Annotated in this window: 13 protein-coding genes and 1 riboswitch; of the genes, 5 read left to right on the plus strand and 8 right to left on the minus strand. The window is 72.8% G+C overall.

Annotated features, from left to right (window positions below; translation table 11 throughout):
- Positions 1–37 precede the first annotated feature (37 nt).
- The 4 genes from RF647_RS02190 to RF647_RS02205 all read right to left on the minus strand — a co-directional run bounded on the left by RF647_RS02190 (position 38) and on the right by RF647_RS02205 (position 4921).
- Positions 38–1405 (minus strand): short-chain fatty acid transporter, encoded by a 1368-nt coding sequence (locus RF647_RS02190; RefSeq protein ID WP_368810302.1) that lies wholly within the window; start codon positions 1403–1405, stop codon positions 38–40.
- A 116-nt stretch (positions 1406–1521) separates the two neighbouring features.
- A complete protein-coding gene (fahA, locus tag RF647_RS02195; protein WP_368810303.1) occupies positions 1522–2742 on the minus strand; it encodes a fumarylacetoacetase in 1221 nt (406 codons plus the stop codon).
- 83 nt (positions 2743–2825) lie between these two features.
- Positions 2826–3698, minus strand: a complete 873-nt coding sequence (locus tag RF647_RS02200; protein ID WP_368810304.1) for a hypothetical protein — start codon at positions 3696–3698, stop codon at positions 2826–2828.
- Entirely contained in the window at positions 3695–4921 is a 1227-nt protein-coding gene (locus RF647_RS02205; RefSeq protein ID WP_368810305.1) for a homogentisate 1,2-dioxygenase, read from the minus strand. The genes RF647_RS02200 and RF647_RS02205 overlap by 4 nt, the downstream gene beginning before the upstream one ends.
- 97 nt (positions 4922–5018) lie before the next feature.
- Between RF647_RS02205 and RF647_RS02210 the strand changes: the two genes are divergently transcribed.
- Both RF647_RS02210 and RF647_RS02215 read left to right on the plus strand, forming a co-directional pair.
- Positions 5019–5630 carry a MarR family winged helix-turn-helix transcriptional regulator gene (locus tag RF647_RS02210; protein ID WP_368810306.1) on the plus strand — a complete coding sequence of 204 codons (612 nt, stop codon included), beginning with the start codon at positions 5019–5021 and terminating at the stop codon, positions 5628–5630.
- 306 nt (positions 5631–5936) lie between these two features.
- The gene (locus RF647_RS02215; RefSeq protein ID WP_368810307.1) at positions 5937–6854 is read left to right on the plus strand and encodes a type IV toxin-antitoxin system AbiEi family antitoxin domain-containing protein; all 918 of its coding nucleotides are present in this window, start codon (positions 5937–5939) and stop codon (positions 6852–6854) included.
- A gap of 73 nt (positions 6855–6927) precedes the next feature.
- Here the strand turns inward: RF647_RS02215 and RF647_RS02220 are convergent, their stop codons facing one another.
- Genes RF647_RS02220 through RF647_RS02230 form a run of 3 tightly spaced genes read right to left on the minus strand, consistent with a single transcriptional unit; the run spans position 6928 to position 9550 of the window.
- Positions 6928–8118, minus strand: coding sequence for an acetyl-CoA C-acetyltransferase (locus RF647_RS02220; protein WP_368810308.1), 1191 nt, complete (start codon positions 8116–8118; stop codon positions 6928–6930).
- Positions 8115–8816, minus strand: coding sequence for a CoA transferase subunit B (locus tag RF647_RS02225; RefSeq protein WP_115163072.1), 702 nt, complete (start codon positions 8814–8816; stop codon positions 8115–8117). Before RF647_RS02225 ends, RF647_RS02220 begins: the two co-directional genes overlap by 4 nt.
- A complete protein-coding gene (locus tag RF647_RS02230; protein ID WP_368810309.1) occupies positions 8813–9550 on the minus strand; it encodes a CoA transferase subunit A in 738 nt (245 codons plus the stop codon). The genes RF647_RS02225 and RF647_RS02230 overlap by 4 nt, the downstream gene beginning before the upstream one ends.
- A 142-nt stretch (positions 9551–9692) precedes the next feature.
- On the opposite strand from RF647_RS02230, the gene RF647_RS02235 reads away from it, so the two are divergent.
- A complete protein-coding gene (locus RF647_RS02235) occupies positions 9693–10472 on the plus strand; it encodes an IclR family transcriptional regulator (protein WP_368810310.1) in 780 nt (259 codons plus the stop codon).
- Positions 10473–10575: 103 nt separating this feature from the next.
- On the opposite strand, the gene RF647_RS02240 is transcribed toward RF647_RS02235, so the two are convergent.
- A complete protein-coding gene (locus tag RF647_RS02240) occupies positions 10576–11340 on the minus strand; it encodes a 3-hydroxybutyrate dehydrogenase (protein WP_368810311.1) in 765 nt (254 codons plus the stop codon).
- Positions 11341–11532: 192 nt separating this feature from the next.
- Positions 11533–11636, plus strand: a riboswitch (SAM riboswitch).
- Between the two features lie 13 nt (positions 11637–11649).
- Here RF647_RS02240 and RF647_RS02245 point away from each other — a divergent pair.
- The gene (locus RF647_RS02245; RefSeq protein ID WP_368810312.1) at positions 11650–12852 is read left to right on the plus strand and encodes a cobalamin-independent methionine synthase II family protein; all 1203 of its coding nucleotides are present in this window, start codon (positions 11650–11652) and stop codon (positions 12850–12852) included.
- A gap of 40 nt (positions 12853–12892) precedes the next feature.
- Positions 12893–14110 (plus strand): cobalamin-independent methionine synthase II family protein, encoded by a 1218-nt coding sequence (locus RF647_RS02250; protein WP_368810313.1) that lies wholly within the window; start codon positions 12893–12895, stop codon positions 14108–14110.
- Positions 14111–14290 lie beyond the last annotated feature (180 nt).

A 14290-nucleotide genomic window follows, 5' to 3' on the forward strand; every position in this document is an offset into this window, starting at 1 on the left:
CAGCGGCGCGGACCCGGCGGCACGGGCCGAGGCCGACTCAGCCCGCGCCGACGAGCAGCAGGGTCGCCCCGAACACCAGGCCCGAGACCACGAGCACCACGGTGGTGTAGCCCAGGATGTCGCGGATCTTGAGCCCGGCGATGGCCAGCAGCGGCAGCGCCCAGAACGGCTGGATCATGTTGGTCCACTGGTCGCCGTAGGAGATCGCCATGATCACCACGGCCGGGTCCACGTCGAGGCGGGCGCCGGCGTCCAACAGGATCGGGGCCTGCACGGCCACCTGCCCGCCGCCGGAGGGGACGAAGAAGTTTACGAACCCCGCCGAGAGGAACGCGAGCAGCCCCAGCGTCTGGGGCGTGGCGACGGCCACGACCGAGTCGGAGAGCACCTGGATCAGACCGGTCGCCGCCATCATCCCCATGATCCCGGCGTAGAGCGGGAACTGCAGGAGGATGTCGCCCACGTTCGCGGCGGCGTTCTTGATCAGCGCCATGACCTCGAAGGCGTTGCGCGCGAGCAGGAAGATCAGGCCCAGGAACATCCAGTTCACGACGTCGAGCGTCACCGTCCCGCCCTCGGCGAAGTGCAGCACCAGGTAGCCGGCGAGCGCCAGCCCCACGACCAGGGTGGGGGCCCGGCTGGCGTCGAGCCGGTCGGCGGGGGTGACGACCTCCTCCTCGGTGACCGTCTGCTCCGAGGCGGCGAGGGCGGCGGCGGTCATCCGGTGGGCGGGTTCCACGGCCCGGGGCGCGATGAGCCACAGGGCCAGCGCGACGAGGACCACGGTGGCGACGACGGCGGTGAGGTTCCAGGCGGAGAACGTGGTCTCGGTGATGGGCACGGTGCGTCCGAGCTGCTCCTCGATGAAGGAGCCGGGGGTGGCCGCGGTGAGCGGCCCGGACCCGGAGTAGCCCATGTGCCAGACCACGAATCCGGAGAACCCGGAGGCCACGAGCATCGGGAAGCTCAGCTCCAGGCCGCGGCGGTCCCCCGCGGCGGCGACGTCGCGGGCGAGCAGGGCGCCGACGACGAGGCCGAGCCCCCACGTGATGAGGGAGGCGACCGCCGCGACCAGGAACACGAACACGTACGCCTGGAGGGGAGTCCGGGGCACCTGCGCCAGGGCGCCGAGCAGCCGGCGCACGGGACGGGTGTTGGCGAGGGCGTGGCCCAGCAGCAGGATCAGCGCCATCTGCGTCATGAACGCGAGCAGCCCGGCGAGCCCCTCGCCCCAGCCGCGCAGCACGTCGGCGGGTCCGGCGTCGGTGAGCAGCAAAGCCATGAGCCCGACGGCGACGCTCAGCAGGATGGCGAAGTTCAGCGCGGACGGGATGTACTTCTCGACGACCGAGTTGACGGGCCGCATCGCCCGGGCGATCGCGGGTTCACGGGTGCCGGTGCTCATGGCGGGGACTCCTGCTGTCGGCGGGCGCGCGGGCGACCACGCCCTCCCCCGCCGGCCGCGGCGCGGCGGGGTCGGCGGGGGTGATCGTGGTCACCGGCGGGGGACGGGACCAGTATTCAGGTGGCGGGCAGGATCGTGGCGGTGCACTCGCCGAAGTCGATGACGGAGGCGCCGGGGCCGGGCGCGGTGCCGGTGAGGGTCACGCTCTGGCCGTCGGCCAGGAACGTCATCTCGGTGCCGCCGGGCAGGGCGAACGGCTCCTTGCCGCCCCAGGAGAGCTCCAGGAAGGACCCGCGCTGGTCCTTCTCCGGGCCGGAGACGGTGCCGGAACCGAAGAAGTCCCCCGGGCGCAGGGACGCGCCGTTGACGCTCATGTGCGCGACCATCTGGGGTGCGGTCCAGTACAGGGTGGACGCCGGGGGGTGCGAGACGGTCCGGCCGTCCACGCTCACGCCCAGGGTGATGTCCAGCCCCCACGGCTCCTTGCCCTCGTCGTCGAGGTAGGGGGCGAGCTCGTGCTCGCGCGCCGGGGGCGCCACGCGGGCCGCGGACAGGGCCTGCCAGGGCACGACCCACAGCGAGATCGAGGACGCGAAGGACTTGCCCAGGTAGGGGCCCAGGGGGACGTACTCGTAGGCCTGGATGTCGCGGGCGGACCAGTCGTTGAACAGCACCACCCCGAAGAGGTGCTCGGTCGCCGCCTGCTCCAGGGAGACCTCCCCGGCCGGGGCCGCCCCGCCGAGGACGAAGCCGAGTTCCGCCTCGATGTCCAGGCGGCGGGAGGGGCCGAAGCGGGGCGGCCCGTCCTGCTCGGGGCGCAGGCCCTTGGGCCGGGGGAAGTCCATGCCGGAGGGGATCACGGTGCCGGCCCGGCCGTGGTAGCCCACGGGCAGGTGCTTCCAGTTGGGCAGCAGCGGGGCCTGGTCCGGACGGAACATCCTCCCCACGTTGGAGGCGTGGTGCTCGGAGGCGTAGTAGTCGACGTAGTCGGCCACCGTGAACGGCATGTGCAGGGTGATCCCGTCCACCGGGTGGGAGGCCTGCTCCACCGTGTCCGCGAGCCCGTCGGCGGTCACGACCTCGACGAGCCACGCCCGCAGCGCGGTCCAGGTCCCGTGGCCGGCCGCGAGCAGTGCATCCAGGTTCGGGGCCGACACCGCCGTGCGCGCGGCGCCGTCGAGCCCCTCCACCGTGGCGGCCAGGGCGGCGACGTCGATCGCCCGGTCTCCCAGGCGCACCCCCAGGCGCGGGTCCCCGCCGGTGGGCGAGAAGGAGGCGTAGGGCAGGTTCTCGGGGCCGAAGCCCTCGGCGGCGAAGCGGTTGGCGGCGGTGCTCACGGGGTGGATCTCCTTGGACGTGGGGGACGGTGGTGACACGGCGCCCTCCCGCCCCGGTGGTCCCGGGGCGGGAGGGCGCCGTGTCAGGTGAGGCCGTGCGGGAACAGGCCCAGGCGCTCGAGGCTGGCGGCGGGCTCGCCGACACTGCACGTGCCGAACGAGACGAAGGATTCACGCCAGGCCCCGTCGGAGGCCCGGGCGAGCTCGACCAGCGGTTCCGGGTCGGTCTCGGTGAGCAGCCGGGCCACCCGTTCGGCGGGCTCGTGGGCGCGGGCGGCCTCGGTGGCCATCGCGATGTTGAGGAAGCCGTGGTGGGTGAACCCCGTGGCGGGGTTCGTGTGCCGCACGGCCTCGTGCAGCCCGGCGGTGAGCTTGAACGGGATCCTCGCGGCCACGGCCCCGGTGAGCACCGCGGCCAGCTGCTCGGGGCTGGGGAACAGGTGCGCCTCGATCCCACCGGTGCGGTGCTTGAGGCGCAGCCCGGTCCCCTCCAGCAGCTCCAGCGCCCCGCCGCGGACCTGGTCCGCAGTCAGCTCCACGTAGACCGGGAGGTTCTGCACCCGGGCCGCTTCGGCGATCTGCGCCCTCCAGGTGTCGGTGTCCGACGGGTCGGTCCTGAGCTCGACCGAGACGACCTGCAGCTCCGGACCGAGCTCCCCGGCCTCTTCCAGGGCTGCGTGCAGCTGCCCGGCGGGAACGACGGCGGAGACCTCCACGGGCCTCCCCTCCCGGTCGAGGCCGGCCGCGATGCGCCGGGCCTCCGGCAGGTCGTGCAGCGCCAGCACGGCCGGCCCCACGGCGGCGACGAGCGGGTCCGCCCACCGCGCCACGTGGTCCGCGACGGCCTTCTGCAGCGGGGCGAGTCCGGGCGGGAAGGTCGCGGCGTCGTCGAAGAACCCGACGAACTGGGCCGGGACGCGCCGCTCCGCGGTCTCCGTGGTCGGGGCGGCGCTCACGAGTTCGACCAGAGCCCGCCGGTCCACTCCCGGCCGGGGGTCCAGGACGTGACGTACTTGCCGTCGTCGCCGGCCAGGCCGGCCTCGCCCAGCTCCAGCGGGGCGAAGGTGTCGACCATGACGGCGGTCTCGTCGAAGTACTCCACGCCCAGGGACTTCTCGATCGCCCCGGGCTGCGGGCCGTGCGGGTGCCCGCCCGGGTGCAGGGAGATCGACCCCCTGCCGATGCCCGAGCCCTTGCGCGCCTCGTAGTCCCCGTCCACGTAGAACATGACCTCGTCCGAGTCCACGTTCGAGTGGTAGTAGGGCACCGGGACGGCCAGCTCGTGGTAGTCGACCTTCCGGGGCACGAAGTTGCAGATCACGAAGTTGCGCCCCTCGAAGACCTGGTGCACGGGCGGCGGCTGGTGCACCTTGCCGGTGATCGGCATGTAGTCCTTGATGTTGAAGGTGTACGGGTAGAGGCACCCGTCCCAGCCCACCACGTCGAAGGGGTGCTGCGGCAGGACGTGGACCGTCCCGTCCAGGCCCGAGGGGCCGCGGCCGCGGTGCTTGACGTAGACGTCCACGTCGGTCTCGTCCCGCAGGAGCACGCCGGAGGGACCGTGCAGGTCGCGCTCGCAGTAGGGGGCGTGCTCGAGCAGCTGCCCGTACTTGGAGAGGTAGCGGTGCGGCGGAGTGATGTGGGAGTTCGCCTCCACGAAGTAGAGCCGGGCCGTCTCCCCCTCCCGCAGCACCCAGCGGTGGATCGTGGCGCGCGGGATCATGACGTAGTCGCCCTCGACGGCCTCGAGCGGGCCGAACTGGGTCTCCACCAGGGCGGAGCCGCGCTCCACGTAGACGCACTCGTCGCCCACGGCGTTCTTGTACAGCGGGGAGGTCTTCCCCACCCAGGCGTAGGAGAGCCGCACGTCCGGGTTGCCCATCACCAGCCGGCGGCCGGTCACCGCGTCGGTCCCGGCGGCCTGCTCCTCGGTGCACAGCTCGTGCAGCTTCACGTGGCGCGGCAGCAGCGGGTCGTTGGGGGTCAGGGTCTGGTCGGGCAGCTCCCAGCCGCGGGTCCCGACGATCGCCGAGGGGATGTGCCGGTGGTAGAGCAGCGACGAGTCGGAGGAGAAGCCCTCCTCGCCCATGAGCTCCTCGTAGAGGATCCTGCCCTCGTCGTCCTTGAACAGGGTGTGACGCTGCCGGGGCACCGGGCCCAGCTGCCGGTAGTAGGCCATGGCCGTCTCCTTGCGTGTGGCGGTCTGTGATCCAGCTCTCCCCCAGATAGTAAAGCGTTGTATTATATGGGGCAACCCCTCCCCTAGAATCGACACCATGCCCCTCGCCGACCGCACCGAGCCCCCAGCGACGCCCACCGAGGCGCCCACCGAGGCGCCCACCGAGGCGTCCACCGCGACGCCCTCCGCCGCCGCGCTGCCCGACTACTGGTCCTTCGTCCGGGCCGCCCAGCGCCGGATCTCCGAGGAGTTCCCCGACGCCGACCTCGCGGCCAACCGGGTGTTCCTCTCGCTCAACCGGTCCTCGTCCACCGCGGTCTACGACTTCGAGTCGTCGATCCACCGCCCCGCCGGCGGGACCTGGTCGAGCTTCCGGCTGCTCCTGGCCCTCTGGGTGGCCGGCCCCCTCAACCCCCACGAGGCCGCCCGCCTGACGGGGATGAGCCGCGCGGCGGTCTCCAACCTGACGGGCACGCTGGTCGGCAAGGACCTGCTCCGGCGCGAGGCCTCCGCCGCCGACGGCCGGTCCGTGACCCTGCACCTCACCGAGGCCGGGCAGGAGAAGATCCGCACGGCGTTCCGGGCCCAGAACGACCGGGAGAGCCAGTGGGCCGAGGCCCTCACCGAGGAGGAGCAGCACACGCTCGTGACGCTGCTGGAGAAGCTCATGGAGCAGCGCGAGCGGATCGGCGCCCGCGCCCGCAAGTAGCCCCGCGGGCGGAGCACCCCCGGGACCGCAGATCTGCCCGGGCGCACCGCCGAGGCCCAGGAAGCGCTCGTCCTGGCGGCCCAGCAGCGCTGACCACCCTCTCGCCGGATGACCCGCCGGGGCCCGGGCGACCACGAAAAATCGTGGTCACCCGGGCCCCGGCGGGTCATCGGGCCATTCCGGGGTCAGGAGCGTCGAGCTCCGTCCGCACTGCACTCCGGGCGCCCACGCATCCCCCTCCGGGCACCGTCCCCGTGCCGGGCCGGACCTCGGACGGACTGGCCCCGCCACGGTGAGCCTGGCCCCATGACCACGCTGCCCGGCCGGCTCCTGACCCTTGAAGCGCTGCAGGACCTCGGCCTCTCGCCGTCCACCGTCACCCGGGCCGTCCGCCGGGGCGACCTCCTCCGGATCCGGCAGGGGGTGTACGCGACACCGTCCTGGTGGCGGGACCTGGGAGCGGAGGGACGGCTGCGGCAAATGCACGCCGCCCTGGCCCTGCGCGCCGCCACCGCCCCGGTGTTCGGGCACTCCTCGGCGGCCCTGCTCCACGGCCTGGACCTGCTGCACCGACCGGCGGCACCGCACGTCGTCTCTCCTCCCGGCCGCGGTTCCCGGAACAACCGGACCTGCGTCCACCACTGGGCCGAGCTGCCGCCGGAGCACATCGTCCGGGTGGGCGGGCTGCTGGCCACGTCCGTGCCCCGCACCGTGCTGGACTGCGCGTCCACCCTGCCCCTCCGCGAGGCGGTGGTGACCGCCGACCACGCCCTCCGCCGGGGCACCGAGCGCGCGGAGCTGCTCGCCCTGCTCGAGCGCCGCGCCGGCGCGCCGGGGTGCCGCCGGGCCCGGCGGGTGCTCGACCTCGCCGACGGTCGCTCCGAGTCGCCCGGCGAGACGCTGACCCGGCTGGTGCTGCTCCGCGCGCGACTGCCCCGGCCGGAGCTGCAGGTGCGCATCCGGACGCCGCACGGCCTGTACCGCGGGGACTTCGGGTGGCGGGTGCAGCGCCTGCTCCTGGAGTTCGACGGCGACACCAAGTACTACGACCACGGCCCCACCGACCGGGTCCTCGTGCAGGAGCGGCGGCGGGAGAAGGACCTCGCCAATGCCGGGTGGCGGATCCCGCGGACGGACTGGGCCACCGTGGTACACCGGCCGGACGACCTGGTGGCCCTCGTGCGCAGGGAGCTCGACGCGCGTGACCTCAGGATCATCGAATGACCCGTGGGGGCCCGGGTGACCACGAGAATTCGTGGTCACCCGGGCCCCCGCGGGTCGGCGGACGGGACGCGGGTCAGTCGCGGTAGAGCAGCAGCGCCTCGCCCTGGCCGCCGCCGCCGCACAGCGACACCGCGGCCCGGCCGGAGCCCCGGCGGGAGAGCTCGAACGCCGCGTGCAGCGCCAGCCGGGCCCCGGAGGCGCCGATCGGGTGCCCGACGGCCACGGCGCCGCCGTGGATGTTGGCCTGCTCCTGCGGGTAGTCGAGGTCGCGCAGCGACTGGATCAGCACGGACGCGAACGCCTCGTTGATCTCGATGAAGTCCAGGTCCTGCACGGACCAGCCGGCCCGCTCGAGCGCGGCCTCGATCGCCCGTGACGGCTGGGAGTGCAGCGAGGTGTCGGGCCCGGCCACCTGGCCCGGGGCACCGACCACGGCCAGGTACTCGAGGCCGTGGCGCTCGGCGTACTCCCGGCTGGTCAGGACCACGGCGGCCCCGCCGTCCGAGAGCGGCGAGGAGTTGCCGGCGGTGATCGTGCCGTCCTTCGCGAACGCGGGGCGCAACCTCGCCATGGACTCCGCGCTGGAGTCGGGGCGCACGCCCTGGTCGGTGTCGACGACCAGCGGCTCGCCCTTGCGCTGCGGGACGGACACGGGGGCGATCTCGTCGCGGAAGACGCCCTCCTCCGCGGCGCGGGCCGCGCGCTGGTGGCTCCGGGCGGCGACCTGGTCCTGCTCCTCGCGGGAGATCGAGCGCTCGCTGTTGCCGGACTCGGTGAGCGAACCCATGGACACGCACGCGGCGACGTCGACGAGCCCGTCCTTGGCCACGGCGTCCTCGAGCTTGAGGTCGCCGTAGCTCTTGCCCTGCCGCACGCCCATCGCGAGGTGCGGGGCGTTGGTCATGGACTCCTGGCCGCCGGCCACGACGATCTCGGCCTCGCCCGCGCGGATCATCCGGGCGGCGTTGGTGATCGCCACGAGCCCGGAGAGGCAGACCTTGTTGACGGTCTCGGCGGGCACGCTCAGCGGGATGCCCGCGGTGACGGCCGCCTGGCGGGCCGGGTTCTGCCCGGCGCCGGCCTGCAGGACGTGGCCCATGAGCACGTAGTCCACCTGTTCGGGGGCGATCCCGCCGCGCTCGAGCGCGGCCCGGATGGCGTGGGCGCCCAGCTCGGCCGCGGTGAAGGACGCCAGGTGGCCCAGGATCTTGCCCTGGGGCGTGCGGGCGCCGGACAGGACGACGACGTCGGTGGCGGTGCTCATCGGTTCTCCTCAGCGCCGCCGGCGGCGGCGGTCTCGGTGGGGACGGTGTCGGGGGTGACGTCCTGCAGGTCCGTGCGGAAGGACGCCTCGGTCTTCTCGCGGATCTCGTCCTCGGTGACCCCGGGGGCGAGGCTGCGCAGCACGAGCCCGCCGTCCTCGACGTCGAACACGCACAGGTCCGTGACGATGCGGTCGACCACGCGCACCCCGGTGAGCGGGAGGTCGCACTCGGTCTTGATCTTGGCGGAGCCGTCCTTGGTGACGTGCTCGGTCAGCACGACGACGCGCGGGGTGCCGGCCACCAGGTCCATGGCGCCGCCCATCCCCTTGACCATCTTGCCGGGGATCATCCAGTTGGCGAGGTCGCCGGTGCCGGAGACCTGCATGGCGCCGAGGATCGCGATCTTGACGTGGCCGCCGCGGATCATCCCGAAGGACGTGGCGGAGTCGAAGATGGAGGCCCCGGGCAGCAGCGTGATGGTCTGCTTGCCGGCGTTGATGAGGTCCGGGTCCTCGTCGCCCTCGTAGGGGAACGGGCCCATGCCGAGCACGCCGTTCTCGGACTGCAGCACCACGTCGACGCCCTCGGGCAGGTTGTTGGCCACGAGGGTGGGGATGCCGATGCCGAGGTTGACGTAGTCGCCGTCGGAGAGCTCGACGGCGGCGATCGCCGCCATCTCGTCGCGGGTCCAGCTCATGCCTGGTCTCCGTTCTGCTGGGTGGTCCGCCCGGCGGGGCGGGGGCGGACGGTGCGCTGCTCGATGTCCTTGGGCGCGCCGCTGTACTGCGCGACGTGCTGCACGTAGACGCCCGGGGTCACGATGTGGTCGGGGTGGATGTCGCCGACCGCCACGACGTGCTCGACCTCGGCGAAGGTGACCTTCCCGGCGGTCGCGACGATCGGGTTGAAGTTGCGCGCGGTGTAGCGGTAGACGAGGTTGCCGTCGGTGTCCCCGGTGTGGGCGTGGACCAGGGCGATGTCGGCGACGATGCCGCGCTCCTGCACGTAGGTCTCGCCGTCGAACTCGGCGTGCGGCTTGCCCTCGGCCACCAGGGTGCCGACCCCGGTCTTCGTGTAGAAGGCGGGGATGCCCGCGCCGCCGGCCCGGAGCCGCTCGGCGAGGGTGCCCTGGGGGTTGAACTCGACCTCGAGCTCGCCGTCCAGGTACTGCTGGGCGAACAGCTTGTTCTCGCCCACGTAGGAGGCGAGGACCTTCTTCACTTGGCGGTTCTCGAGCAGGACCCCGAGGCCCTTGCCGTCCACGCCCATGTTGTTCGAGACCACCGTGAGGTCCGTGGCCCCGGAGTCCCGCACCGCGTCGATGAGATCCCGGGGGATCCCGCTCAGCCCGAACCCGCCCACGGCGAGCGTCATGCCGTCCCGCAGGCGTTCCGCCAGCAGCTCGGCGGCGTTGTCTCTGACCTTGGACACCCTTGTCCCTTCCTCTCGTCCGACTGTGACCCAGCACTCAATCTAGGGAGCCTCCACATGCCGGTCAACAGATTTGGCGGGATGACGGCGCTTCTCCTCAGCATCCGGCCATTCGTCCCCCGACTGTCCATATAGTGGAGCCATGGGAGAGGAGCGGACGACGGGCCAGGGGACCCAGGTGGTCCACCGGGTGGGGCAGCTGCTGCGGGCCGTCGCGGGGCGGGAACGGGGCACCACGGTGGCGGAGCTCGCCGCCGAGACCGGGCTGACCCGCCCCACCGTGCACCGGCTGCTCACGGGACTGGCCGAGGAGGGCCTCGTGGACCGCGACGCCGGGACCGGGGCCTGGCAGCTGGGTCCCGAGCTGTACGTGCTGGGCGCGGTGGCGGCCCACCGCTATCCGATCCGGGAGCTGGCCGGGCCCTCGCTGCGCCGGCTCGCGGAGGCCACCGGCGAGAGCGCGTTCCTCTCGGCCCGCCGGGGGCTGGAGACCGTCTGCCTGGCGCGCGTGGAGGGCGCGTTCCCCATCCGCTCCCACGTCCTCTACGAGGGGCTGCGGCTGCCGCTCGGCGTGGCCTCGGCGGGGCTGGCGGTCCTGGCCCACCTCCCGGACGCGGAGGTGGACCGGGTCCTCGCGGCCACGGCCGGGGCCCGCGCCGAGTGGGGCCCGCTGCACACGCCCGAGCGGATCCGGGAGCTGCTCGCGGACGTCCGGCAGGAGGGCTTCGCAGTGAACCCGGGGCTGATCGTCGAGGGCAGCTGGGGCATGGCCGCCGCGGTCTTCGACGCGACGGGCGCGCCGGTCTACGCGCTGAGCCTCACGGGCATCGAGCCCCGGTTCAGCGGCGAGCGGCGGCAGCTCCTGGGCCGGGCCCTGCTCACGGAGGCCCACCGGCTCTCCCGGGAACTGGGTCACCGCTGAGCGGCCCGGACCGGCGGCGGGCCGTCCGGGCCGCCGGACGGTCCGGGCCGCCGGGCTGTCCGGACGGCGGCGCCGCAGTGCGCCGCCGCGGCTCGGGGCGGGCTCAGCGCGCCGTCCAGCCGCCGTCCATCGTGTAGGAGGCCCCGGTGACCATGGACGCGTGCGGTCCGGCCAGCCACGCGACCAGGCTGCCGACGTCCTCCGGGTCCACGAGCTTCTTGATCGGCGTCTCGCCGAGCATGATCCGCTCCACCACCTCGGACTCGGGGATCCCGTGCACCCTCGCCTGGTCGGCGATCTGCTTCTCGACGAGCGGGGTGCGCACGTAGCCGGGGTTGATGCAGTTGCTCGTCACCCCGTGGGCCGCGCCCTCCACCGCGACGGTCTTGGACAGCCCCTCCAGGCCGTGCTTCGCCGAGACGTAGGCGCTCTTGTAGGGGGACGCCCGCAGCCCGTGCACGGAGGAGACGTTGATGACGCGCCCCCACCCCCGCTCGTACATGTGCGGCAGCGCGGCGCGCACCAGCAGGAACGGGGACTCCAGCATCAGCACCAGGATCCGGTGGAAGTCCGCGGGGTCGAACTCCTGGAGAGGGGCGACCTTCTGGATGCCGGCGTTGTTGACCAGCACGTCGACCTCGAGGCTCAGCTCGGCGAGCGCCGCGGTGTCGAGCAGGTCGACGGCCCACGCGCGGCCGCCGAGCTCGTCCGCGACGCGCTGCGCCCCGGCCTCGTCGACGTCGGCCACGACCACGTGCGCGCCGGAGCCGGCGAGGGCCCGGGCGGCGGCCAGGCCGATGCCGCTCGCGCCACCGGTGACGAGCGCCGTGCGGCCCTCGAGATCCTCCTGCTGGGGCGTCTGGGACATGGGGGTCCTTCCTCTGGTCCGTCGTGCCCGCGGGGTGAGGGGCACGGATCACCGCCACGGTATGTGATCCAGGCCATATTCGCGAAGGACAGCGCCGCCCGGGAGCGCGCGCCGGGTTGCGTCACACGGCGTCATGTCCGTCATCCGGGCGCCGAATGGCGCAGCGCGCACGGGTGCGCTTGGATGACAGGGTCACCATCCAGAGCGGCCGAGAGATCTGGCTCGACGACGCCGCAGCAACCCGGGCGACGGTTCCCCCGTCCCGCCTCCGGTGCTACCGCCAGGACCGATGGAAAGGACGCACGAACCATGCTGCACAGCGCCGACCGCATCCGCACGACCCACGCCGGGTCCCTCCCGCGCACCCCGGCGCTGCTCGAGGCCAACCGGGCGAAGGGCGCCGTCCCGGAGGCGGAGTACGACCGGCTCCTGCAAGACTCGGTGGTCGACGTGGTCCGCCGGCAGGCCGAGCTCGGGATCGACGTGGTCAACGACGGCGAGTACGGCCACGTCATGGCCGCGGAGGTCGACTACGGCGCGTGGTGGCACTACATCTTCGCCCGGATTTCGGGCCTCACCCCCGGCGACGTGGACCTGTGGGAGCAGGAGCCGCAGCGCTCCTCGCCAGGCAAGGTGGTCCTGACGAGCTTCGGGGACCGCCGGGACCGCCGGCTGTTCCACGAGGCGTACACGGACCCCTCCTCGGGCATCACCACGGGCAAGCAGGCGCCGTTCCCCAGGATCACCGGGAAGCTGGAGTACACGGGCCACGCGGCGCTGGAGGCGGACATCCGCAACCTCAAGGCCGGGCTGCAGGCCACGGGCGCGAGCGAGGGCTACCTCGCCGCGCTGTCCCCGGGCTCGTGCGCCCGGCTGGAGAACACCCACTACGCGGACGAGGACGAGGTGCTGACCGCCTGCGCCGAGGTGATGCGCGAGGAGTACCGGGCGATCACCGACGCCGGGCTGATCGTGCAGATCGACGACCCCTCCATCGCGGAGAACTGGGACCAGGTCAATCCCGAGCCCGGCGTGGAGGACTACCTCGCGTTCACCCGCAAGCGGGTCGAGGCCCTCAACTACGCCCTCGAGGGCATCCCGGAGGAGCAGGTCCGCTTTCACCTGTGCTGGGGCTCCTGGCACGGCCCGCACACCACGGACCTCGGGTTCGAGCACCTGGTGGAGCTCATGCTCTCCATCAGGGCCGGCGGCTACAGCTTCGAGGCCGCCAACGCCCGGCACGAGCACGAGTGGAAGGTTTGGCAGGACCACGAGCTGCCCGAGGGCAAGGTCATCATCCCGGGGATCGTCTCCCACGCCACCAACGTGGTGGAGCACCCGGAGTTGGTGGCCGACCGGATCGAGCGCTTCGCCCGCCAGGTGGGCCGCGAGAACGTCATCGCCTCGACCGACTGCGGCCTGGGCGGGCGGATCCACCCGCAGATCGCCGCGGCGAAGCTCGAGACCCTCGCCCGCGGGGCCGAGCTCGCCTCCCGCCGGCTCTGGTCCTGACCGGCCCCCGACCTTCCCGCAGACCCTCAGGAGGACACGCATGACCATGCAGAACACCGACCACGTGCAGACCACCCACGTGGGCTCCCTGCCGCGGACCCCGCGGCTGCTCGAGGCCAACCAGCGGCACGCCGAGGGCGCCATCACGTTCGAGCAGCTCACCGCCGAGCTCGCCGCGGGCGTCGAGGACGTGGTCCGCCGGCAGCGCGAGATCGGCGTGGACGTGGTCAACGACGGCGAGTACGGGCACACGATGTCCAGCGCGGTCGACTACGGCGCGTGGTGGAACTACTCCTTCTCCCGCCTCGGCGGGCTCACCCCCTCCGACGAGGACCGGTGGGCGTCCACGGAGAAGAAGCGCTCCTCGCCCGGCAGCATCGTGCTCACGAGCTTCCCGGACCGCCGGGACCGCGAGCGCTTCCGGGATGCGTACGAGGACCCGTCGTCGGGCATCCTCACCGGGCGCTCCTCGACCACGCAGCCCAAGATCACCGGGCCGCTGACCTACACGGGACAGGAGGCCGTGGCCTCGGACGTCCGCAACCTCCGGGCGGCCATGGCGGCCACCGGGGCGCAGACCGGGTTCGTGGCCGCCCTCTCCCCCGGCTCCGCCGCGCGCGTGACGAACGAGTACTACAGGACCGACGAGGAGCTCGTCTACGCGTGCGCCGACGCGATGCGCGAGGAGTACCTGGCGATCACGGACGCCGGGCTGACCGTGCAGATCGACGACCCGTCCATCGCGGAGTCCTGGGACCAGATCAACCCCGAGCCCACGGTCGAGGACTACCTGGCGTTCACGCGGCTGCGCGTCGAGGCGCTCAACCACGCGCTGCGGGGGATCCCCGAGGAGCAGGTCCGCTTCCACCTGTGCTGGGGCTCCTGGCACGGCCCGCACACCACGGACCTCGAGCTGAAGCACCTCGTGGACCTGATGCTGACCATCAACGCCGGCGGCTACACCTTCGAGGGCGCCTCCGCCCGGCACGCCCACGAGTGGAAGGTCTGGAAGGACCACGCGCTGCCCGAGGGCCGCGTGATCATCCCCGGCGTGGTCTCCCACTCGACGAACGTCGTGGAGCACCCGGAGCTGGTGGCCGACCGGATCGAGCAGTTCGCCTCGGTCGTGGGCCGCGAGAACGTCGTCGCGTCGACCGACTGCGGTCTGGGCGGGCGCCTGCACCCGCAGATCGCCTGGGCCAAGCTCGAGTCCCTCGTCGAGGGAGCGCGCCTGGCCTCGGAGCGGCTCAACCGCTGAGCCGCCGACCCCGACGTCCTCGACGTTCGCTGCCGCGCCGCCGGGCCCGGTCCTCCTGCGAGGGCCGGGCCCGGCGGTTTCCATCCACGGTGGTCTGTGTCACATTGGTGATACATGGTTTGATTATTCCGTGCTGAGGGTGACAGGCGTCACCTCCGCCCGTAGTATCGCACTGAACTA

The sequence above is a fragment of the Kocuria sp. CPCC 205263 genome (assembly GCF_040981075.1).
In the GTDB taxonomy this organism is placed as follows: domain Bacteria; phylum Actinomycetota; class Actinomycetes; order Actinomycetales; family Micrococcaceae; genus Kocuria; species Kocuria rosea.

Bases quoted from the DNA above. Each gene is read 5' to 3' on its own strand.
- RF647_RS02205 (WP_368810305.1), bottom strand. From the start codon at position 4,921: ATGGCCTACTACCGGCAGCTGGGCCCGGTGCCCCGGCAGCGTCACACC.
- RF647_RS02215 (WP_368810307.1), top strand. From the start codon at position 5,937: ATGACCACGCTGCCCGGCCGGCTCCTGACCCTTGAAGCGCTGCAGGAC.
- RF647_RS02210 (WP_368810306.1), top strand. From the start codon at position 5,019: ATGCCCCTCGCCGACCGCACCGAGCCCCCAGCGACGCCCACCGAGGCG.
- RF647_RS02240 (WP_368810311.1), bottom strand. From the start codon at position 11,340: ATGTCCCAGACGCCCCAGCAGGAGGATCTCGAGGGCCGCACGGCGCTC.
- RF647_RS02250 (WP_368810313.1), top strand. From the start codon at position 12,893: ATGACCATGCAGAACACCGACCACGTGCAGACCACCCACGTGGGCTCC.
- RF647_RS02220 (WP_368810308.1), bottom strand. From the start codon at position 8,118: ATGAGCACCGCCACCGACGTCGTCGTCCTGTCCGGCGCCCGCACGCCC.
- RF647_RS02235 (WP_368810310.1), top strand. From the start codon at position 9,693: ATGGGAGAGGAGCGGACGACGGGCCAGGGGACCCAGGTGGTCCACCGG.
- RF647_RS02190 (WP_368810302.1), bottom strand. From the start codon at position 1,405: ATGAGCACCGGCACCCGTGAACCCGCGATCGCCCGGGCGATGCGGCCC.
- RF647_RS02225 (WP_115163072.1), bottom strand. From the start codon at position 8,816: ATGAGCTGGACCCGCGACGAGATGGCGGCGATCGCCGCCGTCGAGCTC.
- RF647_RS02245 (WP_368810312.1), top strand. From the start codon at position 11,650: ATGCTGCACAGCGCCGACCGCATCCGCACGACCCACGCCGGGTCCCTC.